Consider the following 21,842-nt stretch of genomic DNA (forward strand, 5'->3'; position numbering starts at 1 on the left):
CCTAGGGTGTGCGACCACGTCGCGTCAATCACATTGGGCGGCAATTCAGCTCGGCACCGCACCAGGAAGGCTCCACCGTGACACTGCCCAACCCCGTCGATTTCAGCGGACGCTCGGTGATCGTCACCGGTGGCACCAAAGGCATCGGCTACGTGATCGCCGAAACCTTTCTCGCCGCGGGTGCAAACGTGCTGGTCTGTGGCCGTAACGAGCCCGATTCTCTACCCACCGCCGACAGTCGTAGCGCAGCCTTTCGCGCCACTGACGTCCGCGATCCCGCCGACGCCGCAGCCCTCGTCCAAGACGCAGTCGAGCGCTTCGGCCGTCTGGACGTCCTGGTCAACAACGCCGGCGGCTCCCCCGATGCCGATGCTGCGACGGTGTCGCCCCGCTTCGTCGAGAAGATCGTGGCACTGAACTTGTTGGCTCCCTTCAACGTTGCCCAGGCTGCCAACGCAGTCATGCAGACGCAGGACGACGGCGGCGCCATCATCAACATCGGCAGCGTCTCGGCAATCGACCCGCAGCCCGGAACCGCGGCGTACAGCGCGGCCAAGGCGGGCCTCCTCGTTCTGACCAAGGCGTTGGCCCTCGAATGGGCGCCCAGGGTCCGGATCAACCACATCACCACCGGCCTGATCCGTACGGAGGCTGCCGCCGAGGTCTACGGTGCCGACGGCGGCGCTGCGGTCACCAAGACCATTCCGATGGAGCGTATGGCCGTACCGGCCGATATAGCCAACTCCTGCCTGTTCCTGGCGAGCCCACTCTCCTCGTACGTGAACGGCGCCGACATCGCCGTTCACGGCGGCGGCGAATACCCGGCTCGCTACATGGCGACCCATCAGGACTGAATCACTCGCAAAGCAGCCCCTGAGCGAATGTGCTCAGGGGCTGCTTTTTCGTGCGAACAACTGCGGGGCGCGACGAGGGGGTCAAGCACCCCGCAGTTGAGTATGGAGAGCCTAGTGAGTGGAGAAGCTCACTCGTGCACCGGAAATCGCCACCTGATCACCCTTGACGACCTGGAACGCAAGGTCGTCGGGAGTTCCCCACGCAACGATGGACGGCGCTTCACCCGGATGGATTGCCGCAGCGAATCGGCCCTCGAGGCTGACGAGATCAGCCGGATGCACTCCGGCGACCCGAGCAAGCTCGAGTGTGCTGGCGGCCAGCGTGCACAACCCGTGCATGATCGGACGCGGCTGGTTGATCCGCGCCGCAGCCTCGGGATCGATGTGGATGTGGTGTTTGTCGCCCAGCAGCCGGTACATCGCCGTCTGGTTCTCCGCGGTGGTCAGCACACCGGTGAGCGAGGGCTCGCCAGTCGGCTCCGCCGGACGTGAGGGTCCACGTTCTCCGCCGAATCCACCGGCACCGGGAGCGAACAGTGACCAGGTTGCGACGAAGTATTCGCACTCGACCTTCACCTCGAACACCGCTGCTGCACCCTTGTCCCACACCTCGCCGACCGAAGCCTTCAAGGTCACGTCACCGCTACGCGGCAGCGGGGCAAGCACTTTCAGTTCCTGCGAGCCGTGCAGTGCCGTCGAGGTGTCGAAGGCGCCCGCCGAGCCCAGAGCGTCGGGAGCCCACTGCGCCAGCGTCAGCGCAAAAGTCGGCAGTACCCGAAGCTGATCCTCGAAGACGAGGTCCAGTTCGGTTGCCTTGGCGCCCACGGCAAGTGCGTACAAGATCGCATCGCGCTCGGTGTACGACACGGTACGGGTACCGAGATCGGCTCCGCGCCAATCGCCGGCGGTCTTCGCAGCTTCCGAAGTTGTCACTGTCATTTCCTCTCTCAAACAGCGCCGAGAACGAGACCGCTGGTGGGTACTGCCGTTCCGGCTGTGACCAGCACGTTTTCGACGCCCGCCGGTTGATTGGTCGATGTGCCTCGGACCAGACGCACACCTTCGGCAATTCCGTTGACGCCGTGCAGGTATGCCTCGCCCACCTGACCGCCGTGAGTGTTGGACGGCAGGCGTCCGCCGATCTCCAGGTTGCCTTCACGGATGAAGTCCTTGGCCTCACCGGGCTTGCAGAAGCCCAGTTCTTCGAGCTGCGGAAGCACCAACGGGGTGAAGTGGTCGTACAGGATCGCTGCGTTGATGTGATCGGGGCTCAGGCCGCTCTGGCCGTACAGCTGACGAGCAACCAGGCCCATCTCGGGGATACCGGAGATGTCGGGGCGGTAGTAGCTGGTCATCATGTGCTGATCCTTGCTACTGCCCTGAGCGGCGCCCTTGATGACGACGGGCTTGTTGGCCAGATCCTTTGCGCGCTCGGCAGAGACGATGACCAGCGCCTGGCCGCCGTCGGTTTCCTGGCAGCAGTCGAGCAGGTGCAGCGGCTCGGCGATCCAGCGTGAGTTCTGATGATCTTCGAGCGTGATCGGGCGCTCGTAGAACCACGCAGCCGGGTTGTTGGCGGCGTGCTTGCGCGCCACCACTGCAACTCGTCCGAAGTCCTCACTCGTCGCACCGTACTGGTGCATGTATCGACGGGCGAACATGGCGACCCACTGAGCGGGAGTCGACAATCCCTGAGGAGTCATCCACGCATATGCCGCTCGGTCCGCCGTGCTGTCCATGGGTCGATCGTGCTGCCCCAGGCCGTATCGCACACCGGAACGCTCGTTGAAGGCTCGGTAGCAGACCACGACGTCGGCAACACCCGTCGCAACTGCCATAGCAGCCTGTTGCACCGTGGCACACGCAGCGCCGCCACCGTAGTGAATACGCGAGAAGAACTTCAGCTCACCGAGGCCGCAGTTGCGAGCCACGATCGCTTCGCCGTTCGTCTCCGACGTGTAGGTGGACAGACCGTCGACCTCGGAGGGATCGATACCGGCGTCAGCGAGCGCCGCGATGATGGCCTCACACGCCAACTGCAGTTCGGTGCGGCCGGAGTTCTTCGAGAACTCGGTGGATCCGATGCCGACGATGGCAGCGGCACCCGAGAGCGGGCTGATCGCCATCAGGGCCTCCCCTCTTCCTTGAAAGCGACTGCGACGGTGCCGGATGCGTGATTCCCCAGGCTGTTCGCGCCCTGTACCTTGACCACGACCACTCCGTCTTCCTTGGAGACGACTTCACCGGTCATCGTCATGGTGTCGCCCGGGTAGTTGGGCGCCCCGAGACGAATGGCGATGCGGCGCAAGGTCGATGCAGATCCGGCCCAGTCGGTGACGTACCGGCCGACGAGACCGTTGCTCGTGAGGATGTTCATGAAGACATCCTTGGAGCCGCGCTCCTGAGCCAGGCTCGGGTCGTGGTGCACGTCCTGGAAATCGCGGGTGGCGATCGCGGTGGCGACGATCAACGTACGGGTCAGCGGGATCGCCAACTCGGGCAATGCCTCTCCGACCATGATGTCCGCGTAACTGCGACCGGCAAGAACGGTCATGCGAGCACCTCCACACCGGATGCGAGCTGCGCACCCAGACGCGCGAGGTCGGAGCTGGAACCGCCGAGGGTGGCAGCAATCTGCTTGCCCCACAGCAGGTGACGGTGAACCGGATAGTCGGTGTCGACGCCCATGCCGCCGTGGACATGCGTGGTGCGATGCACGACGCGCTGTCCGCCGTCGGTTGCCCACCACTTGGCGACCAGTACCGAGGTGCCGAGATCCAGTCCCTCGGAGATGCGCCAGGCCGCCTGCCACAAAGTCACGCGCATCGCTTCGAGATCGATGTAGCAGTCAGCGAGTTGATGATTGACGGCCTGGAAGGTCGCGAGCGGACGGCCGAACTGCTTTCGGCCGTTCAGGTACGTGACGGCCTGCACGACTGCGCCCGATCCGACACCCCATTGGATTGCTGCCAACGCCAGCTGAACTCGGTCGATCAGCCACGGAACCGTCGTACCGTCGGCCGCGCCGATGAGCTGCGCCGGCGCACCGGCGAAGGTGACGTTGGCACAGATCTCCCAGTTGGTGGACTGCGTCTGTTCGAGCGTCACTCCTTCGGCATTCAGATCCACCAGCAGCAGTGCCGTACCGGTGGAAGCGGTTGCCGAAACGAGAGCAAGGTTCGCGACGTGAGTCATCGGCACTACGGCCTTCTCACCCGTCACGGTCCAGTTGCCGTCGGCGTCCTGCTCAGCCGTGGTCAGTGGGTCGCCGCCCGTGTACGGACCGAACTCTTCGAGACCGATGGTCAGGAATCGACTGCCGTCGGCAACACTCGGAAGGATCTCGGCGCGAAGGGAATCGGAGCCGAATTCATTGACAGCCGATGCTGCAAGGGTCGTCTCCCAGATCGGCACGGCCGCAACGTGACGTCCCTGCTGTTCGAGCAGTGCGTACAGCTCCGACAATCCGAGGCCGCCGCCGCCGAACTCCTCCGGCAGTGCGATGCCGAGCAGCCCGGTGCTCGCGAGTTCACGCCACAGTTCACGGTCGACGCGCTCGGCCGAGAGTTCGATCTCCTTGGTGCGCTCGATCGTTGCCTTGCTGGTGAAGACCTCGTCGGCCAGTGCGCGAATTGCTTCCTGCTCTTCGCTGAAATTGAAGTCCATCAGTGCTCCTCGCGTACGGCCGGCCGGAACGCGGGAAGCGTCAGATCCGGGTCGGCGTCGATCCAGTCAAGTTCCACGGGCATGTCGACCACGACATCTTCGGGCGCGATACCCACCATGTTGGCGATCAATCGTGTTCCTTCTTCGAGTTCGATTACCGCAACGACGAGCGGGTAGTCGAACGCGTCGATCTTGGGATGATGATTGACCACGAAGCTGTACACCGTGCCGCGCCCCGACGCGTCGATCGTGTCCCACTCGAGTGACTGGCACTCCCCGCACATCGGGCCGGTGGGATGACGCAGCGTCTTGCAGGACGTGCAGCGCTGGATCACCAGACGGTGCTCCTTGGCGGCTTCGAACCAGAAAGCGTTGTCCGCGTTGAGAGCCGGACGCGGACGCAGAGCGCGCGGCGCCTCCGGTGCAGCAGCTTCCTGAGGCTTGAACCGCAGCGTCCGCCACCGCTGGGTGCCGACCACCTCGCCGTCACCGTTGCGGTAGGTCTTGAGCGTCGTGACAAAGTGTCCGACACCGAGTCCGGTCTTCTTCTCCGGCGAAATCGACTCGATGACCTCGGTGTAGTTCACGCGATCTCCTGGCCGCAGTTCGGCGAAGAACTCCTGATCGGAATCGGTTGCCACAACGGAGCTGTAACCGGCTGCGTCGAGAGTGGCGATCAGATCGGTCCACACCTGCGACGGGTCGTTGCCCGCCATCTTGTCGGTGAACGTCCGCATGATCCAGACCTGGAGCATCTGAGCGGGAGCGACGACGCCGTCACGTCCGGTGGCGCGGGCAGCTTCGTCGTCGAGGTAGACGGGGTTGGTATCGCCCATGGTCTCGGCCCAATGCCTGATCATGGGGATGTTGACCTCGTCGGGCCCCCAGGTGGTGGGGACCAGAGTCTGGCCGACAAAGGCGTCTAGTTGCGCCGAAATGTCGCTCACTTGACCCTCTTTTCGCGAACGAGTCCCAAGCCGATGGTGCCGACCATGTCACGCAGAACTTCGTTGACGCCGCCACCGAAGGTGTTCACGACACCCTGACGCGAGATCTGTTCGATCTGACCGGCAAGCAGCGCACCTGGGGACTCCGGGCGAATGCGTCCGGCGGAGCCGAGAATTCCGAGGAGGGTGCGATAGACGTCGACGTGAGTTTCGGTGCCGTACGTCTTGGTGGCACCGGCGTCGGCTCCGGAGAGCGTGTCCTGCGCGACGGCTGCCGTCATCTTCCAGTTCAGCAGTCGCATGGCCTCGAGCTTGGCGTGTGTACGAGCGAAGTCCTGCTGCACCCATGGGATGTCGATGGCGCCGTTTTCCTTGGCCCAGTCCAGGACCAGGTTCCACAGACCGTAAGTACGCCCACCGATCGCTGCCAAGCCGATTCGCTCGTGATTGAGCTGAGCCGTGATGAGCTGCCAGCCGCCGTTGACCTCGCCGACGACGTCCTTCGACGGAACACGAATGCCGGAGTAGTACGTGGACGTCACCATCAAGCCGCCGACGGTGTTGATCGGTGACCACTCGAAGCCTGCGTCCTCGGTGGGGACGATCAGGATCGAGATGCCCTTGTGCTTGGGGGCATCCGCGTCGGTGCGGCACGCCAGCCACACGTAGTCGGCGGTGTTGGCGCCGCTGGTGAAGATCTTGTTGCCGTCGACGATCCACTCGTCACCGTCGAGGACCGCACGGGTCTTGAGCGAAGCCAAGTCCGTTCCGGCCTCGGGCTCGGTGTATCCGATGGCGAAAACGATGTCGCCGGCCAGAATGCCGGGCAGGAATCGTTCCTTCTGCTCTTCGGTGCCGTACTTCATCAACGTCGGTCCGACGGTATTGACCGTCACGAAGGGGAACGGCAGACCCGCGCGCTGAACCTCGTCGAAGAACACGAACTGCTCTTCGATGGAGCGTCCCTGGCCACCGAATTCCTTGGGCCAGCCGATGCCGAGCCAGCCGTCCTTACCCAGCAACTTCACGATCTCGCGGAAGTACTCGCCGCCCACACCTTGCTCGCCGGCCGCGCGACGCTTCTCTTCCGGCAGCAGCGCCGCGAAATACGCGCGCAACTCCTTGCGGAGCTCCTGCTGCTCGGGCGATTCCCTCAGATCCATCGCTGTTTCTCCTATGGCATTCATGGCTGGCAACTCTTGGCCTGGACGCTAACCAGATGCCCAGGTGGGCGCTGTGAATGTCTCGTTGAGCGGGAAGCCGGAACATGAGCGGCGTCACATAAGGTGAGATATGCGCATGGACTCCTCGGATCGCGTCGCTCTCACCGACTTGGCCGCCAGGTACGCACAGGCCGTCGACCGCCGAAACACCACCGCACTTGCGGCTCTCTTCACTGACGACGTGGCATTCGTCTTGCCGCCGGCATTGAACGGAACGGATGCACCGACGGAGATACGTGGGAACTCCGTTGTCAGCAGTTCAGTGGTCGATGCCGTCTCACATCTGCACTCGACCCGGCACATCGTCGAGCAGCAGATCCTCGACCTCGACAGCCCCACCACCGCGCACGGTGAGGCCTACTGCTCCGCCCACCACATCTATCCGCGGGGCGAGGGCCACCGGGACAACCGGATCGAGATCCGTTATCAGGACAGCTTCGAAAAGGTCGACGGCACCTGGCTGTTCTCGCGTCGCGAATTGGTGGTCGATTTCGCGGAGGACGTTCCGGTCATCCTCCTCGGACAATAGGTAGACGAAAAAATCGCGGTGATTCTGTATCTCCTCACAGGAGGATTACCGGGCTAGCGTTCACGAACTGTCACGCCATCTCGGCGTGGCGTTCGGCTATGTCTTGGAGATTCACATGTCACGCTCGCGCACCAGAAGATTCCTCGCTGCCTTCGCAGTGGCCGCCGTCGCAGTCGGAACCGTCGCAGCGTGCTCGAGCGACAACTCCTCCGACGAGAACGCACCCCTTCGCATCGTCGCTTCTTCTGTTCCGCATGCCGAGATCCTGAAGTTCGTCGAAGAAAAGGGCCTGCTCGGCGACACCAAGATCGAGGTCAGCGAGATCACCGGCGATCTCGACGCCAACGAGGTGCTCGAAGCCGGAGACACCGACGCCAACTTCTTCCAGCACGTGCCGTACCAGGAATCGTGGTCGAAGGAGAAGGGTGTCGACGACCTGGTCGCCGTGGCGAAGGTCCACGTCGAGCCCCTCGGTGCATATTCCAAGAAGGTCACCAATGTGGCCGACCTACGCCAGGGCGCAACGGTCGCTTTGTCCAACAACGTGACGAACTTCGCCCGTGGGTTGTACCTGTTGCAGCAGGCCGGATTGATCAAGCTCGATCAGCAGTTGGGTGCCCCCGGCACCGACATCACCCAGATCAGCGAGAAGAACATCATCGACAACCCCAAGGGGCTCACGTTCACCCAGGTCGATCCTCCGCAGCTTCCGCGCACGCTCGATGACGGAAACGTCGATCTCGCAATCATCAACGGCAACTACGCAATCGAAGGCGGCCTCAACCCGGCCAAGGACGCACTGGTGCTAGAGAAGGCCGAAGGCAACCCGTACGCCAACGTCCTGACGGTTCGTACCTCCCTCGAAAACGATGCGCGAGTGCAGAAGTTGGCTGAGGCATTGACGTCCACCGACGTCGCGACATTCATCGAGCAGACCTACCAGGGCTCGGTCATTCCGGCCAGCGCCACCTGATCGAGACCCGTCATGGTCTTCTCGATCGAATCGGTCTCCAAGGAATACCGCAGCGGCACGAAAGTTCTGCATGCACTCGATTCCGTGTCCCTGAAAATCGAAGACGGCGAAATCTTCGGCATCATCGGCAAGAGCGGCGCCGGCAAGTCCACTCTGCTGCGATGCCTCAACCTGCTCGAACGCCCCACCAGCGGCCGGATTCTGCTGGGCGACACCGATCTGACTGCGCTGAGCCCGGCGCAGTTGCGCGATGCACGCAAGCGGATCGGTGTCGTGTTCCAGCATTTCAATCTGCTGCATTCCCGCTCCGTCGCCGCCAACATCGCGTTTCCTCTCGAAGTGGCGGGGTATTCGCGGGCAGATCGACGTGCCCGCGTCGACGAACTGATCGAGCTGGTCGGTCTGGAAGACCGACGCGACGCGTTCCCTTCGCAACTGTCCGGTGGCCAGAAACAACGCGTCGGCATCGCGAGAGCCTTGGCGGCTTCACCCGATGTCCTCCTGTGCGACGAGGCCACGAGCGCCCTCGACTCGGACACGACCGACTCGATCCTCGACCTGCTCGCCGACCTCAATCGACGACTCGGTGTCACCATTGTTCTGATCACTCACGAGCTCAACGTGGTTCGACGGATCTGCCATCGCGCTGCTCTGATCGATCAGGGCCGCATCGTCGACGAGGGAACTCTCACCGAACTGGTCGCGGACCCGGACTCGCCTCTCGGTGAAGCACTGCTGCCGACCGGAACGGTGCGAACATCCCGGACCGGAATTCCGGCGCTCCTCACCTTTGTCGATTCACTGTCGACCTCGCCCGTGATTTCCCAACTCTCAAGGGATCTCGACGTCGACGTCACCGTAATCTCCGGCGGGATCGAGGACATCGGAGCCCATCAGGTCGGCCGTCTTCGCGTGGAGTTCGCCTCGCACACGGGACTCGTCAGCGACGAAGAGACAAGAAAGGCTGTCGAAGAACATCTTTCGCAGCGCGGAGTGAAGGTGACGTTCTCATGAACAAGACGTCCTGGCAGGATTCCCTCGGCGAAGCGTGGGAAGCCCTACTCGACACGCTCTACATGGTCGGCGTCTCGTTCGTGCTCACTGTGATCATCGGTATCGCCCTCGGCGTTCTCTTGCACGCGAGCGCGCCCGACGGAATCCGTCCCAACCGCGTCCTCAATTCGGTACTGGGCACCGTGGTGAACATCGGCCGTTCGCTGCCGTTCGTCATCTTGTTGGTTCTGCTCATCCCGGCGACGAGGGCGATCGTCGGGACAGCGCTCGGTGCCACGGCAGCTATCGTGCCGCTGACCATCGGCTCGGTGCCATTCTTCGCGCGCGTCGTCGAGAACGCTCTGCGTGAAGTCGATTCCGGACGCGTCGAGGCCGCACGGTCCATGGGCGCTACCGACAAGGACATCGTCGTCAAAGTACTACTGCCCGAATCGGTTCCGGGCTTGGTAGCCGGAGCAACCCTGACGGCGGTGATGCTGATCGGTTTCTCGGCCATGGCAGGCGCCATCGGCGCCGGTGGTCTCGGCGACTTCGCGATCAAGTACGGCTACCAACGATTCAACACCCCGGTGCTGTTCGTCGCAGTCGTGATCTTGATCGTGCTGGTCCAGGCAATCCAGTCGACCGGCGATCTCGTAGTTCGTTCAATGGCGCACAAGCGGTAACCGTTCAGCTCGAGACCATCGCGATCGCAGTTCGCAGGCCGCGCCGCTTACCGGTCTGCGGATCGACACCGAAGACTTCCTTGATTCCGCCGCGGATGCGGAACTTCAACTCCGAATGCGTCTCCGGAGCATCGTCCTGAGACGCGGAGAGAAACCTGTTGGGCAGAGACAACTTCCAGATTGTCCGCAGCGTCAATCCGTACTGCTTCCACAACGGGCCGGTGGTGTACGGGAGGTCGTACTTGTCGCACAGGTCGCGCAGCGGCACAGCGATTTCCGAGTACCGGTTGCTCGGCAAGTCGGGGAAGCAGTGGTGCTCGATCTGGTAGCAGAGGTTGCCGCTCATGAATGCCATGACCGGACCGGCGTGAAAGTTGGCTGACCCCAGCATCTGTCGCAGATACCACTGAGCGCGCGATTCGTTCTCGAATTCCTCGAGCGTGAACTTCTCGGCACCGTCTGGGAAGTGCCCGCAGAAGATGACGGCGTAACTCCAATAGTTGCGGATGAGATTTGCAACGACGTTGGCCGTCAACGTGGTCTTCCACGCCGGACCGGTCAGAGCGGGGAACAGGATGTAATCCTTCGTCACCTGCCGCGCGATCTTCTTTCCGACGTCCTTGGCCATCTCCGATTTCTCGGACCACTTCACCTCACCCTTGCGGAGTTTGTCCGTTTCCAGGTGATGCAGTGCCACGCCCCACTCGAACAGTGTCGCGAGAACGAAATTCGTGATCGGTTGAAAAAGATAGTCGGCGTGCCACTTCTGATCACGGGTGACGCGCATGATTCCGTAACCCACGTCGTTGTCGAGGCCGACGATGTTGGTGAACTTGTGATGAGTGAAGTTGTGCGAGTGCTTCCATCCCGAGGACGGGCAGGTGTTGTCCCACTCCCAGTTGCTCGAGTGAATCTCGGGATCGTTCATCCAGTCCCACTGGCCGTGGATGATGTTGTGGCCGAGTTCCATGTTCTCGATGATCTTGCCGGCACCCAGGAGCGCAGTCCCCAGAATCCAGGCAGGCTTCTTCTTGCTGGCGAACAAGACGATGCGGCCGGCCACCATCAATGAGCGTTGAAACGCGATCGTTCGCTGGATGTATCGAGCATCGTGCGCGCCGCGCTTCTCCTCGATGTCGAGCCGAATGGCATCCAGCTCGCGCCCGAGCGCCTCGACGTCTTCCTCGGTCAGATGGGCATATTCCTTGATGTCGGTGATCGCCACAGTGTTTCTCCGTATCGGTTTTCTCCGTGCCGCAGGACTGGTCCGTCGGGCGGTACCCCTGGGAGCCGGTGAGGAAACGTCAGCCCCGATATTCATGTGCGTCTTCACGCAATCTATGCCAGAGTCGATATACGTGAGCCCCGAAAACAAGATCACCATCCGCACCGCTACCGAGAGTGACTGGCCGGCTCTCCAACTACTCGACTCGGTGGGGTTCGGTTTTCACCCGTCTCCCGCGGTCAGCGAACTGACGAAGGCGCTCTACAAGCCCGAGGACATCATCCTCGCCGTCGACGGTGACCTACCCGTCGGCGTGGCCATCGAAATCGACATGGAATTCACCGTGCCCGGCGGCCGCCAACTCCCCACGCGCGGAATCACCTGGGTATCCGTCGCCCCGACTCACCGTCGTCGTGGCGTCCTACGCTCGATGTTCACTGCACTTCACGCCCACATCGAGTCGACCGGAGCACCACTTGCCGCCCTGACGGCCAGCGAAGCCGGCATCTACAACCGCTTCGGATACGGCCCCGCCACCTTCAGCGAGGGCATCACCCTCGATCGCCGCTTCGCGCGATTTCGCCCCGAGGTGCCCGACAACGGTGGCGTGTCCATCGTCGACATCAAAGCTGCCTCGACGCTTCTACCCGAGATCTACGACCGCTGGCGGCTGCAGACACCCGGCGCTCAAGTGCGTCCGCAACCGCTCTGGGACCATATGTTCGCCGACCCGTCCGAGGATCGTGACGGCGCCTCCGGACTGTTCTTTCTGACACACGCGGACGGATACATCGCTTACCGGCACACGAGCGAGGGCCGCGACAGCATCGCCCGGATCGACGAGTTCGTGACGATCACCGAAGATGCGCACGCGGCGCTGTGGCGAACGATCTGCGGCCTCGACCTCGTTACCCGGATCGAGACACGCCAGCATCCTGCCGATCCACTCCGGCTGATGCTCACGGACTACCGCCTTGCCCGGACGACGACGCGCTCCGATCGACTGTGGCTGCGCATCATGAACGTGCCCGCGGCTCTCGAGGCTCGTGAATATGCTGCTGACCTGGACACAGTCATCAAGGTCGACGATCCGTTCCTGAAGGCCGGCGGAACTTTCGCGCTTCAGGTCAAGGGCGGCAAGGCCACCTGTACGGTCACTGACGCGGAGCCTGCGATCACGATGCCCTCTGATGTTCTGAGCAGCTTGTACCTGGGCGAGCACCAGGCCAAGTCCTTCGCGGCGGCGCACCGACTCCACGCGTCCGATCCGCAGGAGATCCGGAATTTCGACTTCGCTTTCAACGCGCAGAAGCCCGCAATTCTCGGGTACGGATTCTGATGATCTTGCCGACACGTGGGTGGACGATTTGTGCCGTCGGCCGTATTCAGGGTTAGCCTCGAACAATGGCGTTTGTCGGAAAGATGGTCAATAGGCTTCCTGAGCGGGTCCTCGTGCGCGTCCTTCCGCACGCAGAAATGCTCAAGTTCCTGGTGGTCGGCGGCATCGCCTTCATCGTCACCACGGTTCTGTTCTTCGGTATCAAGTGGACGGTCCTGCCTCAGCACCCGGTGACGGCCAACATCCTCGCAGTCCTCATCGCGACGGTTCTGTCCTACGTGCTCAACCGCGAATGGTCGTTTGCTCAGCGTGGTGGTAGACAGCGCCATCACGAGGCCGCGCTGTTCTTCATCGTCGCGGGTATCGGTTTGGCCATCAACCAGGTTCCGCTGTGGATCTCCAGCTACGTGTTCCACCTGCGCCAGCCCAACGTCTCCCTCTTCATGGAGAACTTCGCGGACTTCATCAGCGGATCGATCATCGGAACCCTGCTGGCCACGGCCTTCCGCTGGTGGGCCATGCGTCGGTACGTCTTCCCCGAAGAAGCCACCGACAGCCAGGTCGTTCTCGACATCGAAGCGACTCCCGGCACCAAGACACCGACAACCGACGCCACCGCCCTCGACTGACTTTCCGGATCGACGCACCCGATCGCTCGCGCTTCGATCAGAGTTCGTCGATACCGATCAGCCCGTCCTGAAGGGCGCGTGCAAGCAGCGCCATCTTCGTCGGGGCTGTCCGGCCCACTCCGTCGTACTTCCCTCGAATACGGGCGAGGTGCGTATTCACCGTTCCCTCCGCGATGTACAACTCACGGGAGACTTCAGCTTTCGAGTCGCAGCGAATCCAGGTCAACAGCACCTGTACTTCACGCCTACTGAGGCTGGGTGAGTCGGCAGTCTTCATCCGTGGTGTCCCTTACTTCCAGGCTTTCAGCGCGGTCGAACTCCCATGGAAACGGAGCGTGGTCGCGGGGTCACTCCGTTTGTTGGCTGACCGCGACGCGTCCACCATGCAATTCGTCGATGCAGGCGTGACGACGCTCGTCGAGGCCCCTCGAGACATTCTCGAACGCGGACTTCGGAGCGAACAGGTCGTCAACCACGCCGGTGCATCGCAGGCCACGTTCTTTCGCAAGTTCCGAACCAAATCCGAATTCATCGAGGCCGTGATCACCAGCCTCACCGAATCGACCTTGGACAGCGCCGACAAAGTGAAGCAGACCGTGCGCGCACAGTTGGTAGCAAACGACGACGCGCTTCGTCCGACGGTCACCACTCTCGTCAAAGAGGCATTCGACGCAATCGTCAACGACGCGTCGACTGCAAGAAGTCTTCTCTCACACATTTTTGCGGGCTCACACCGGCGAACCTCCACCGCTCTGGGAAACGAATATCGTCGACGCGACGAGCTCGTGTCCGCGGCCTACGAGGCCCTCTTCGAGAAAACCGACGCAACACTCCGAAGGCCGTTCACCACCAAGTCCTTCGCTGTCACGGTCAATGCGGTGATCGACGGCTTCCGCATTCGTAGCCGCATCGATTCCCGCTCCGTCTCACCCGACATCATGTCCGACGCACTGCTCGCGATACTGGGCGCCGTCGTCGACACGTCCGGCCTTCACCAACACCTCGATGACGTTGTCGGTCCCATCGACCAGCCCGCTGAGCCGCGTCCGCTGCCGCGTGATCCGCGAGCGGCGTTTCTCGCCGCTGCGCGTAGCGAATTCGGCAAGCGCGGATACTTCATGACGCAGATCAACGACATCGCCGACACGGCGGCAGTTCCCCGCGCCGCCGCCAACAAACTGTTTCCCACCAAGCCCCACATCTTGGTGGCAGCCCTTCAGAGCCGCGTGGACTCACTGCGAGAGACCGTTGCCGACGACATCCTGATCGGTCTCGGTGACGTCGCGATCATCGAGAACTTCCTACTCCGCTGCGCACAACTAGCCTCTGAGGAAACAGAGTTCATGGATGCACTGCTGGTTGCCGTTGCCCACGACACCTACGGCGAGCCCGAGAGCCTGCTCTCGCTCAAAGAGAAACTCAACATCCCCTCGATCATCGCGCCGATTGTGCAGCGCGGCCAGGACAACGGAGCGATGTCGACCATCAGTGCTCCGATGGACATCGCCGCAGGCATCACCAACACCCTCCTACTGAGGTGCTTCACCCGCCGATCGGACAGCCCGGCCGACAACGCTGCCTTCGTCGGCGCGATGGTCCTGAACGGGCTGGCCCATCCCTGATCAGACGAAGGACTACGCGCCGAGCCCCAGCCGCTTCGAGCATTCAGCCATTTCGTCGATGATCAATTCCAACGACGTGCCACGACGGCTCGCGGACAACACGATTCGATCGGCTCCCAACCCGCGTGCCCACTCGAGTTTCGCTTCGTCGAGCCTGGGCAGGCTCGCACCGAGTACCAGAGAGACGTCGGCAGAATCTCGATCTGCCTTCACCGCAGCAGCTTTCATCGCTGCAATGGCCTTGTCGAGATCTTCACCGGCGAGTCCCAGCGGCTGGAAACCATCACCCAACCGGCCGGCACGCCGAGCAGCAGCAAGACTGTGTCCACCGATGTAGAGCGGAACTCCGGACTCGCGATGAGGTTTCGGCCAGCTGTACGCACCCTTGAACGAGAAGTAATCGCCGTCGAAATCGACTGCTTCCTTGCCCACCCAGAGTGCACGCATCACCGCGATGGCCTCATCGGCTACCTTGCCGCGGCGCTCGAAGTCACCGCCGCACGCTTCGATCTCTTCCTTCATCCACCCCAGACCGAGGCAGATGCGCAATCGCCCGCCCGAAAGGCGATCGAGCGTCGCCAATCGCTTGGCGAGCACTACCGGATTGTGATTTGGCAGCACCAGAACTCCGGTGGACAAGCCCAACGTGGTTGTCGCACCCGCCACGAACGAGAGCAGTTCAAGCGGATCCGGGATGTCGCAGTCATCGGGAAGATGCGATTTGCCGGTCGGAGAATAGGGGTATTCACTCTCGGTGTCGGCGATGACCACCGAGTGCTCCACTGCCGAGATCTCGTCGAAACCCAGCGATTCAGCCGCACGGGCGAATTGCAGAATCCAATCAGGGTCTCCGCTTCGACCCAGTTCGACCGGAACGACCACGCCGAGCTTCATACCGTTTCCTCCAGTGTCGCCATCAATTTCGGACCGTCCACGACGCGACCGAGGAACCGGTCCGCATCGGGATCTGTTGCAAGCCACACCGCCGCTGCAGCGGGTACGGATGCCGGTGTGGCCGCAAATCCGGCTTCCACTATTGCTTCCGCGCCACCGCGGGCTTTACCTGATTCCGTGATGACAAATCCCGGACTCAGGTTGAACGCTTTGATTCCGGCGTTTCGATACTCGGAGTTGATCGCTCCGGCGATACGTCCGAACGACGCCTTCGACGCGGCGTACGACAAACCCCAACCACCCTCGCCGGGCGGCGCAGGCGGATCGAAGGTCGCCGAACCCGATGCCAGGTTGACCACTACGCCGTTGCCCCTCTTGATCATCGACGGGAGTATCACCTGAACCAGAGCGAGTTGGTGCAGATAATTTCCGATCACCATCGCCTGAGCGTCGTCGATCTCGACGTCGAGCACCCGGTCCATGTTCCCGACCGTCTGCGCGTAGGCGTTGTTCACCAGCACGTCGACATGTCCCCACTCTGCCAGCACCCGTTCACCGGCGCCGCGGACGGATGCCAGATCGAGCAGGTTCATCGGAACGGCCAATGCGCGCACACCGAAGGACTCGATCTCGGCAACCGTCGTCTCCAGGCTGCCGGGCACCGGAATCACTTGCTCGCCTTGCCTGGTTCGCGGGGCTGCCCGCCCCTCTCCTTCACGAACGGTGCGAGCAGTGATTGCTACGTCGAATCCGGCGCGCGCGAATGCAAGCGCGCACTCTCGGCCGATCCCCCGGGAAGCGCCGGTGACCAGCGCAACTCCACTCACAGGAACCGCGAACGGCCGTGTGTCTCGAACTCCTTCTCCAGATTCACCACGTCAGTTTCGGTCATCAACGTGTATTCGGGAGTGCCGCGGCCCACCCAGTGGAACACTGGTTCGTCGGTACGCCAGCGATCGGCCTGAAGCTCACGTTTGAGAACCTTGTTGGAGCCCGTGACGGGCAGGTCGGTCGAAACGCGAACAAATCGTGGCGCCGCCTTGGTACCCAAATCCGCCTGCGCGGCAAGGTAGTCAGCGAACTCGACCGGATCGAAATCGGCGAGATCGGCAACCTCGATCGCAGCCATCACCTGATCACCCGAACGCGGATCCGGCACCGCGAAGACACCCGTGGCAATCACCTTCGGATGACGACGCAGGATGTGCTCGATCATCAGCGCCGAGGTGTTCTCACCGTCGACCCGGATCCAGTCACCCTTGCGTCCGGCGAAGTAGATGAAGCCGGCCTCGTCGACGTAGCCGAGATCGCCTGTCCAATACCAACCGTGGCGAATCTTCTCCGCGATGGCGTCTTCGTTCTTGTAGTACCCCTCGAACTTCTTCGATCCGGCCTTGTCGACCATCTCGCCGATCGATTCGTCGGGGTTGAGCACGTGACCGTGCTCGTCGAGGATCGCGCGGGGACGCTCTTCGCGGGTGTCGGGATCGACGATGACGATGTTCTCGTTCGCGGGTCGGCCCAGCGCTCCGGCCGGTTGGTTCGGATCGAGCACCACCGAACCGGCACCTTCACTCGAGCCGTATCCCTCGAAAAGTTGTGCACCGAATCGGCGGATGAATTCTGCCTTGTCCCCCGGCGAAGCCTCGGTCCCGAATCCGTGTGTGAGGGTGTTCTCGATGTCGTCCGGTTGTTCTGCCGTCGCCATGAGATACCCCAAGGCCTTACCGACGTAGGTGAAATATGTTGCGCCGTAGAACCGAACGTCCGGCATGAAGCCCGAAGCGGTGAACTTGCGGACGAGGCAGACGGTGGCTCCTTGTGAAAGGGCAGGCGCCCACAGGGCCATCAGCGCGTTGCCGTGGAAGAGCGGCATGCAGCAGTAGCAGACATCGTCGCGGTCGATGTCGTACTTGGCGCAGTTCGCGTAGGCCAACCGTGTCAGGCGCCCCTGGCTGCACCGAACTGCCTTGGACATTCCGGTGGTACCCGAGGTGAAGAGAAGCAGGAACAGAGTCGACGCGTCGACGCCGAGGTCGATCTGAGGCGATTCGACGTGATGCGTTGCAATCTTGTCCGGGTAGGACGCGTCGTCGACGAGCACGAAACGGTCTTCGGTCAGTCCGAGGTCAAGGCCGGACAACTTCTCGTAGCCCGCTTTGTCGGTGACGATCAGCTGGCAGTCGACGTACCGGACCTCGGCCTCGAGCTCGGCTCCACGCCTGGTCGGATTGATGCCGACGATCGTGGCTCCGGTCAGGGCCGCGCCGCCGAGCCAGAACAGGAACTCGGGATCGTTCTCGAGAAGGACTCCGATGTGAAACGGTCCAGGCGCGCGAAGCGACTTCGCAAGCGAGCCACGCGCTGCGCTCTCGCGCACCACTTCGTCCCAGCTCCAGTCCTGGGTCCGCGTCCGCAGACCCAAGTGCTGATCACCGAGACGGTCGATCAACATCTGCGCGACGTCCTCGCGCTGAGGAGCTGCAAGAGCTGCATTCGAAGATGCTTCGGTGGCGGTGTTCGTCATCGTGTCCTGTGTCCTAGTCGATATCGGAATGTCGATTACTCCAACTGCGATACGACTCGAACGTATCGACGCCTCAAAGCCGGAACCGTCTCAGTCTCGCTCAGTGGTAACCGCCGCCACAGATATGATTTTCTCGTGAGATTTTGTGACGTGAAAAGCGCCACAATACGAAAGGCCATTCCATGACTGCCCCCGCAGATCCGCAGTTGCTTCTGGACCAGGCGGTCTCACGCCTCACCGGTCCAGGTGGGCCATTCGAGATCGTCGAAGAAGAGGTTCTCGGCACCGTCATGCCCGTGATGAAGAACCGTGGTCACGCCATCGGTGAACTCATCTCGGCGTCTCGCGCCTGGGGCGACGGCGACTATCTCGTCACCAGCGATCGTCGAATCTCGTTCACCGAGCACGCCGATTCCGTCGCCGCGCTGGCAACTGCTCTGCGGGACAAGTACGGAGTCCGCAAGGGCGACCGTGTGGGCATCCTCGCTGCCAACACTCCCGAATGGGTCATGACGTTCTTCGCGACGCAGGCGCTCGGCGCGATCGCTGTCGGTCTCAACGGTTGGTGGGTTCCGCGCGAGGTCACCCACGGGATCGAGCTCTCACGTCCGAAGGTTCTGGTCGTGGACGCCAAGCGCGGCGCCGCCCTCCCCGAACTGCCGGCAGACATCACGGTCCTCACCATGGAGGAGGATCTGCCCGCGCTCATCGCGGAATATGCAGGCTCCGACGTGCCGAGCACCGACATCGACGAGGACGATCCCGCCGTCATCCTGTTCACCAGTGGTACCAGCGGCCGCCCCAAGGGCGCACTCCACTCGCACCGCAACGTGATGGCCGTCGTCGACTACCACAAGTACAGCGACGCGATCGGCGCAGCATTCACCGGCCGTGAGTACGACGCTTCCAAGCCGAGCCCACTGCGTTATCTACTCACCTCCCCGCTCTTCCACATCGCCAGCCTGCACAATCTGGTGGTCCCCCGTCTCGCGACGGGCAGTGCCGTCATCCTGACCGAGGGCGGCTTCGACGTCGACAAGGTTCTCGGATTGGTCGAACGCGAGCGCGTCACCAACTGGGGTGCGGTGCCGACGATGGCGTCGCGTCTACTCGAACACGGCAACATCGCCAAGTACGACGTCTCCTCGCTGACTGCATTCTCGCTGGCGTCGGCGCCGTCGTCACCCGCTTTCAAGGAACGACTCAAGGAGCAGGTGCCGTTCGCACGCAATGCTCTGGTCGACAGCTACGGTCTCACCGAATGCAGCACCGCCATCGCAGTCGCCGTCGGCGCCGAACTCGAAGAGTTCCCAGGCACTCTCGGACGTCCGATCATCACCGTCTCGATGGAGATTCGCGATCCCTTCGGGGAGTGGCTGCCGGACGGCATCGAAGGTGAAGTGTGCGTACGCAGTCCGTTCGTCATGCTCGGATATTGGGAGAACGACGAGGCCACCGAGTCTGCAATCGCACCCGGACGCTGGCTCCGCACCGGCGATTTCGGCGTCATCGAGAACGGTCGTCTCCGTCTCACGGGCCGTCGTTCCGACCTGATCCTGCGTGGCGGCGAGAACGTCTACCCCACCGAGATCGAGCAGACGCTCGACGAACACCCCGACGTGATCGAGTGCGCTGTCATCGGCATGCCGCACCCCGACCTCGGCCAGGAAGTGTCCGCCGTGGTGGTCCTGCGTCCCGGAGCGGACACCACGGAGGCCGAATTGCGCGACTACGCCGCCGAGCGCCTGTCCTACTTCAAGGTGCCGTCGAAGTGGCGCATCACCAATGATCTGTTGCCTCGCAACGCAACCGGCAAGATGGTTCGGCGCGAGATCACCGTATGACCGCGGAGCTGTCACGGATCGTCGCCGAGTCGGCGATCCGTGACCTGCTCTGCGAGTACACGCATCTGATCGATCAGGGCAGATTGCGTGAAGTCGCCGCATTGTTCGCCCGGTCCGACTACGGGCAGTGCGGGCCGGACGGGATTGCCACCACGCTCATTTCATCCGACGCCGATGCCGTGTTCGCAGCCTGCAGTGGCTTCATTCGCATGTACGGCGATCCTCCGATTCCACGAACCAAGCACCTGCTGACAAACACGCGGATCGCAGTCGACGGCGAATCGGCGTCGGCGCTCTCGTACATCACGGTCATACAAGGCACTGAAACACTTGCCCTGCAACCCATCCTGTCGGGGCGTTACTTCGATCGTTTCAGCTGCGTCGACGGATCGTGGCAGTTCAGCTCGAGACTCTTCTGTATGGACAACATGGGCGACATGTCCGCTCATGCCAAGCGTGCGCTGTAGAGGAACGACTGTGGAAATCGGCGTCAACGTTCTGGGCCTCGAGGCCCTGTTCGACGGCAAGATTCGCCCGGTTCTGGACTTCGCCGCGCGCGCTGACCGTGCCGGAGTCGATCTGATCTGCACCGGCGATCACCTCGGGTTCAATGCCGACGCACACGCTCGGCGGGTAGTCGAACACAACTTCTTGTTCCCCTTGGATCACCCTTGGTACGAACCGATTTCATTGCTGTCCTCGATCGCGGCAGTGACGGAACGTGCTCGCCTCGGGGTGTCGGTTCTGATCGCCACTGTTCGTCCGGCGGCTCTGCTCGCCAAACAGGTTGCCACACTCGACTCACTGTCCGAAGGTCGAACTGTGATGGGCTTCGGCGTCGGTTGGCAAGAAGCCGAATACACTGCCACCAACATGCCTTTCGATGCGCGATTCGGGCGCATGGAGGAGACTGTCGCAGCGTGTCGCGAACTGTGGACCAATGCCCCGGCCAACTTCAAGGGACGCGACTTCGCCTTCGAGAACTACCACAGCCTCCCACTGCCGATCCAGCCCCGAGTACCAGTGCTCTTCGGGTTCGGACCAAGTCAGCGGAACTTCGACCGCATCGCACGCGTCGCCGACGGTTGGACCGTGAACCCGACCGATCTGGGAACGTTTTCCGACAGTGTCACATTGCTGCGCAACACTTTCGAGGCCCACGACCGTGACCCGGATACCGCACGTGTGCAAGTATCTGCAGCACCGATTCGACGCGACAACGGGTCCGTCGACCTCTCGGCAACGGCAGACGAAGCCCGGGACTGGTTCGACCGCGGCGCGTCCGTCGTCGTCTTTCGACCTGCCGTATTCGACTGCGCAGCCGAAGAACTACCAGAACTACTCGACTGGATGAGCAGCATCAAGGAGGCGTGACATGGACCGGGCACTGCAAGATCTCATCGACAAGCAGGCAATCCGTGAGGTAGTTCTGACGTACTGTCGCGGCATCGACCGCCTCGACTTCGATCTCGTCCGCAGCGCCTACCATCCGGACGCGATCGACCACCACACCGGTTTCGACGGCAACATAGACGAGTACATCGCCTGGGTCACACCGAAACTCTCGGCGATCGGCGGCACGATGCATCACATCGGCAACCACCTGGTCGAACTACACGGCGACCAGGCGATCAGCGAGGCGTATTCGATGTCCACACATTGGGGCGGTCCCGAAGGCATCGGGATGGTCAACTTCACCAGCGGTGCGCGATTCATCGACCACATGGAGCGACGCGACGGTCGTTGGGCGATCAAGGAGCGATGGGCCGTACGAGAGTGGACCCGCTCGGACGAGGGCCGCTTCGTCAACCCCGAAGGGCCTGGTCCGCGTGGGCGTCGAGATGCCTCGGATCCGCTGACAGCACTACGCCAAACCCTTGAAATGCGTTGA

At 62.3% G+C, this 21,842-nt stretch carries 23 protein-coding genes; 12 read left to right on the forward strand and 11 right to left on the reverse strand.

Annotation, left to right across the window (positions count from 1 at the left end; genetic code table 11):
* Window positions 1-77: 77 nt before the first annotated feature.
* Window positions 78-854: an SDR family oxidoreductase gene (locus I7X09_RS10805; protein WP_200316753.1), complete on the forward strand. Its 777-nt coding sequence runs from the start codon at window positions 78-80 to the stop codon at window positions 852-854.
* Window positions 855-965: 111 nt separating this feature from the next.
* On the opposite strand, the gene I7X09_RS10810 is transcribed toward I7X09_RS10805, so the two are convergent.
* Genes I7X09_RS10810 through I7X09_RS10835 form a run of 6 tightly spaced genes read right to left on the reverse strand, consistent with a single transcriptional unit; the run spans window position 966 to window position 6,630 of the window.
* A complete protein-coding gene (locus tag I7X09_RS10810) occupies window positions 966-1,787 on the reverse strand; it encodes a MaoC/PaaZ C-terminal domain-containing protein (protein ID WP_124569646.1) in 822 nt (273 codons plus the stop codon).
* A gap of 14 nt (window positions 1,788-1,801) precedes the next feature.
* A complete protein-coding gene (locus I7X09_RS10815; protein WP_200316755.1) occupies window positions 1,802-2,980 on the reverse strand; it encodes a lipid-transfer protein in 1,179 nt (392 codons plus the stop codon).
* Window positions 2,980-3,408 (reverse strand): MaoC family dehydratase, encoded by a 429-nt coding sequence (locus tag I7X09_RS10820; RefSeq protein ID WP_095968491.1) that lies wholly within the window; start codon window positions 3,406-3,408, stop codon window positions 2,980-2,982. The genes I7X09_RS10815 and I7X09_RS10820 overlap by 1 nt, the downstream gene beginning before the upstream one ends.
* Complete coding sequence (locus I7X09_RS10825) at window positions 3,405-4,520, reverse strand: acyl-CoA dehydrogenase family protein (protein ID WP_200316757.1); 1,116 nt, start codon at window positions 4,518-4,520, stop codon at window positions 3,405-3,407. The genes I7X09_RS10820 and I7X09_RS10825 overlap by 4 nt, the downstream gene beginning before the upstream one ends.
* Complete coding sequence (locus tag I7X09_RS10830; protein ID WP_095968489.1) at window positions 4,520-5,467, reverse strand: bifunctional MaoC family dehydratase N-terminal/OB-fold nucleic acid binding domain-containing protein; 948 nt, start codon at window positions 5,465-5,467, stop codon at window positions 4,520-4,522. The genes I7X09_RS10825 and I7X09_RS10830 overlap by 1 nt, the downstream gene beginning before the upstream one ends.
* Window positions 5,464-6,630 carry an acyl-CoA dehydrogenase family protein gene (locus I7X09_RS10835; protein WP_003940442.1) on the reverse strand — a complete coding sequence of 389 codons (1,167 nt, stop codon included), beginning with the start codon at window positions 6,628-6,630 and terminating at the stop codon, window positions 5,464-5,466. Before I7X09_RS10835 ends, I7X09_RS10830 begins: the two co-directional genes overlap by 4 nt.
* Before the next feature lie 130 nt (window positions 6,631-6,760).
* Between I7X09_RS10835 and I7X09_RS10840 the strand changes: the two genes are divergently transcribed.
* The 4 genes from I7X09_RS10840 to I7X09_RS10855 all read left to right on the forward strand — a co-directional run bounded on the left by I7X09_RS10840 (window position 6,761) and on the right by I7X09_RS10855 (window position 9,871).
* Window positions 6,761-7,219 (forward strand): nuclear transport factor 2 family protein, encoded by a 459-nt coding sequence (locus tag I7X09_RS10840; RefSeq protein WP_095968488.1) that lies wholly within the window; start codon window positions 6,761-6,763, stop codon window positions 7,217-7,219.
* Window positions 7,220-7,334: 115 nt separating this feature from the next.
* Complete coding sequence (locus I7X09_RS10845; protein WP_042952942.1) at window positions 7,335-8,192, forward strand: MetQ/NlpA family ABC transporter substrate-binding protein; 858 nt, start codon at window positions 7,335-7,337, stop codon at window positions 8,190-8,192.
* Window positions 8,193-8,204: 12 nt separating this feature from the next.
* Entirely contained in the window at window positions 8,205-9,206 is a 1,002-nt protein-coding gene (locus tag I7X09_RS10850) for a methionine ABC transporter ATP-binding protein (RefSeq protein WP_124569641.1), read from the forward strand.
* Entirely contained in the window at window positions 9,203-9,871 is a 669-nt protein-coding gene (locus I7X09_RS10855; RefSeq protein WP_166809122.1) for a methionine ABC transporter permease, read from the forward strand. The genes I7X09_RS10850 and I7X09_RS10855 overlap by 4 nt, the downstream gene beginning before the upstream one ends.
* 4 nt (window positions 9,872-9,875) lie before the next feature.
* Here I7X09_RS10855 and I7X09_RS10860 read toward each other — a convergent pair whose 3' ends face one another.
* Complete coding sequence (locus I7X09_RS10860) at window positions 9,876-11,096, reverse strand: fatty acid desaturase family protein (RefSeq protein WP_095968485.1); 1,221 nt, start codon at window positions 11,094-11,096, stop codon at window positions 9,876-9,878.
* Between the two features lie 133 nt (window positions 11,097-11,229).
* Here I7X09_RS10860 and I7X09_RS10865 point away from each other — a divergent pair, with 133 nt between their 5' ends.
* The gene (locus I7X09_RS10865) at window positions 11,230-12,435 is read left to right on the forward strand and encodes an enhanced intracellular survival protein Eis (RefSeq protein ID WP_397488160.1); all 1,206 of its coding nucleotides are present in this window, start codon (window positions 11,230-11,232) and stop codon (window positions 12,433-12,435) included.
* Window positions 12,436-12,500: 65 nt separating this feature from the next.
* On the forward strand, window positions 12,501-13,064 hold the full coding sequence (locus I7X09_RS10870) for a GtrA family protein (protein ID WP_095968483.1): 564 nt from the start codon (window positions 12,501-12,503) through the stop codon (window positions 13,062-13,064).
* Between the two features lie 37 nt (window positions 13,065-13,101).
* Here I7X09_RS10870 and I7X09_RS10875 read toward each other — a convergent pair whose 3' ends face one another.
* Window positions 13,102-13,341, reverse strand: a complete 240-nt coding sequence (locus tag I7X09_RS10875; protein WP_095968482.1) for a helix-turn-helix transcriptional regulator — start codon at window positions 13,339-13,341, stop codon at window positions 13,102-13,104.
* A 58-nt stretch (window positions 13,342-13,399) separates the two neighbouring features.
* Here I7X09_RS10875 and I7X09_RS10880 point away from each other — a divergent pair, with 58 nt between their 5' ends.
* Complete coding sequence (locus I7X09_RS10880) at window positions 13,400-14,686, forward strand: TetR/AcrR family transcriptional regulator (protein WP_234036878.1); 1,287 nt, start codon at window positions 13,400-13,402, stop codon at window positions 14,684-14,686.
* Window positions 14,687-14,698: 12 nt separating this feature from the next.
* On the opposite strand, the gene I7X09_RS10885 is transcribed toward I7X09_RS10880, so the two are convergent.
* Genes I7X09_RS10885 through I7X09_RS10895 form a run of 3 tightly spaced genes read right to left on the reverse strand, consistent with a single transcriptional unit; the run spans window position 14,699 to window position 18,035 of the window.
* Window positions 14,699-15,580 (reverse strand): LLM class F420-dependent oxidoreductase, encoded by an 882-nt coding sequence (locus tag I7X09_RS10885; RefSeq protein WP_200316759.1) that lies wholly within the window; start codon window positions 15,578-15,580, stop codon window positions 14,699-14,701.
* Window positions 15,577-16,407, reverse strand: a complete 831-nt coding sequence (locus tag I7X09_RS10890; protein WP_200316762.1) for an SDR family NAD(P)-dependent oxidoreductase — start codon at window positions 16,405-16,407, stop codon at window positions 15,577-15,579. Before I7X09_RS10890 ends, I7X09_RS10885 begins: the two co-directional genes overlap by 4 nt.
* Window positions 16,404-18,035, reverse strand: coding sequence for an AMP-binding protein (locus I7X09_RS10895; protein WP_397488172.1), 1,632 nt, complete (start codon window positions 18,033-18,035; stop codon window positions 16,404-16,406). The genes I7X09_RS10890 and I7X09_RS10895 overlap by 4 nt, the downstream gene beginning before the upstream one ends.
* 254 nt (window positions 18,036-18,289) lie before the next feature.
* Here I7X09_RS10895 and I7X09_RS10900 point away from each other — a divergent pair, with 254 nt between their 5' ends.
* From I7X09_RS10900 to I7X09_RS10915, 4 genes are read left to right on the forward strand one after another with little or no spacing between them, the layout of a single operon-like run.
* Entirely contained in the window at window positions 18,290-19,951 is a 1,662-nt protein-coding gene (locus tag I7X09_RS10900; RefSeq protein WP_095968477.1) for a class I adenylate-forming enzyme family protein, read from the forward strand.
* The gene (locus I7X09_RS10905; protein ID WP_124569635.1) at window positions 19,948-20,418 is read left to right on the forward strand and encodes a nuclear transport factor 2 family protein; all 471 of its coding nucleotides are present in this window, start codon (window positions 19,948-19,950) and stop codon (window positions 20,416-20,418) included. The genes I7X09_RS10900 and I7X09_RS10905 overlap by 4 nt, the downstream gene beginning before the upstream one ends.
* 10 nt (window positions 20,419-20,428) lie before the next feature.
* Window positions 20,429-21,325 (forward strand): TIGR03619 family F420-dependent LLM class oxidoreductase, encoded by an 897-nt coding sequence (locus I7X09_RS10910; protein ID WP_200316764.1) that lies wholly within the window; start codon window positions 20,429-20,431, stop codon window positions 21,323-21,325.
* 1 nt (window position 21,326) lies between these two features.
* Window positions 21,327-21,842: a nuclear transport factor 2 family protein gene (locus I7X09_RS10915; protein ID WP_095968474.1), complete on the forward strand. Its 516-nt coding sequence runs from the start codon at window positions 21,327-21,329 to the stop codon at window positions 21,840-21,842.

It is taken from the genome of Rhodococcus sp. P-2 (assembly GCF_016598535.1).
In the GTDB taxonomy this organism is placed as follows: Bacteria; Actinomycetota; Actinomycetes; order Mycobacteriales; family Mycobacteriaceae; genus Rhodococcus_F; species Rhodococcus_F baikonurensis.

What these genes read in the sequence shown, in the direction of transcription:
- I7X09_RS10815 (WP_200316755.1), bottom strand. Translation starts at nt 2,980, where the DNA reads ATGGCGATCAGCCCGCTCTCGGGTGCCGCTGCCATCGTCGGCATCGGA.
- I7X09_RS10820 (WP_095968491.1), bottom strand. Translation starts at nt 3,408, where the DNA reads ATGACCGTTCTTGCCGGTCGCAGTTACGCGGACATCATGGTCGGAGAG.
- I7X09_RS10825 (WP_200316757.1), bottom strand. Translation starts at nt 4,520, where the DNA reads ATGGACTTCAATTTCAGCGAAGAGCAGGAAGCAATTCGCGCACTGGCC.
- I7X09_RS10835 (WP_003940442.1), bottom strand. Translation starts at nt 6,630, where the DNA reads ATGGATCTGAGGGAATCGCCCGAGCAGCAGGAGCTCCGCAAGGAGTTG.
- I7X09_RS10840 (WP_095968488.1), top strand. Translation starts at nt 6,761, where the DNA reads ATGCGCATGGACTCCTCGGATCGCGTCGCTCTCACCGACTTGGCCGCC.
- I7X09_RS10845 (WP_042952942.1), top strand. Translation starts at nt 7,335, where the DNA reads ATGTCACGCTCGCGCACCAGAAGATTCCTCGCTGCCTTCGCAGTGGCC.
- I7X09_RS10850 (WP_124569641.1), top strand. Translation starts at nt 8,205, where the DNA reads ATGGTCTTCTCGATCGAATCGGTCTCCAAGGAATACCGCAGCGGCACG.
- I7X09_RS10855 (WP_166809122.1), top strand. Translation starts at nt 9,203, where the DNA reads ATGAACAAGACGTCCTGGCAGGATTCCCTCGGCGAAGCGTGGGAAGCC.
- I7X09_RS10870 (WP_095968483.1), top strand. Translation starts at nt 12,501, where the DNA reads ATGGCGTTTGTCGGAAAGATGGTCAATAGGCTTCCTGAGCGGGTCCTC.
- I7X09_RS10875 (WP_095968482.1), bottom strand. Translation starts at nt 13,341, where the DNA reads ATGAAGACTGCCGACTCACCCAGCCTCAGTAGGCGTGAAGTACAGGTG.
- I7X09_RS10885 (WP_200316759.1), bottom strand. Translation starts at nt 15,580, where the DNA reads ATGAAGCTCGGCGTGGTCGTTCCGGTCGAACTGGGTCGAAGCGGAGAC.
- I7X09_RS10895 (WP_397488172.1), bottom strand. Translation starts at nt 18,035, where the DNA reads ATGTTGATCGACCGTCTCGGTGATCAGCACTTGGGTCTGCGGACGCGG.
- I7X09_RS10900 (WP_095968477.1), top strand. Translation starts at nt 18,290, where the DNA reads ATGACTGCCCCCGCAGATCCGCAGTTGCTTCTGGACCAGGCGGTCTCA.
- I7X09_RS10905 (WP_124569635.1), top strand. Translation starts at nt 19,948, where the DNA reads ATGACCGCGGAGCTGTCACGGATCGTCGCCGAGTCGGCGATCCGTGAC.
- I7X09_RS10915 (WP_095968474.1), top strand. Translation starts at nt 21,327, where the DNA reads ATGGACCGGGCACTGCAAGATCTCATCGACAAGCAGGCAATCCGTGAG.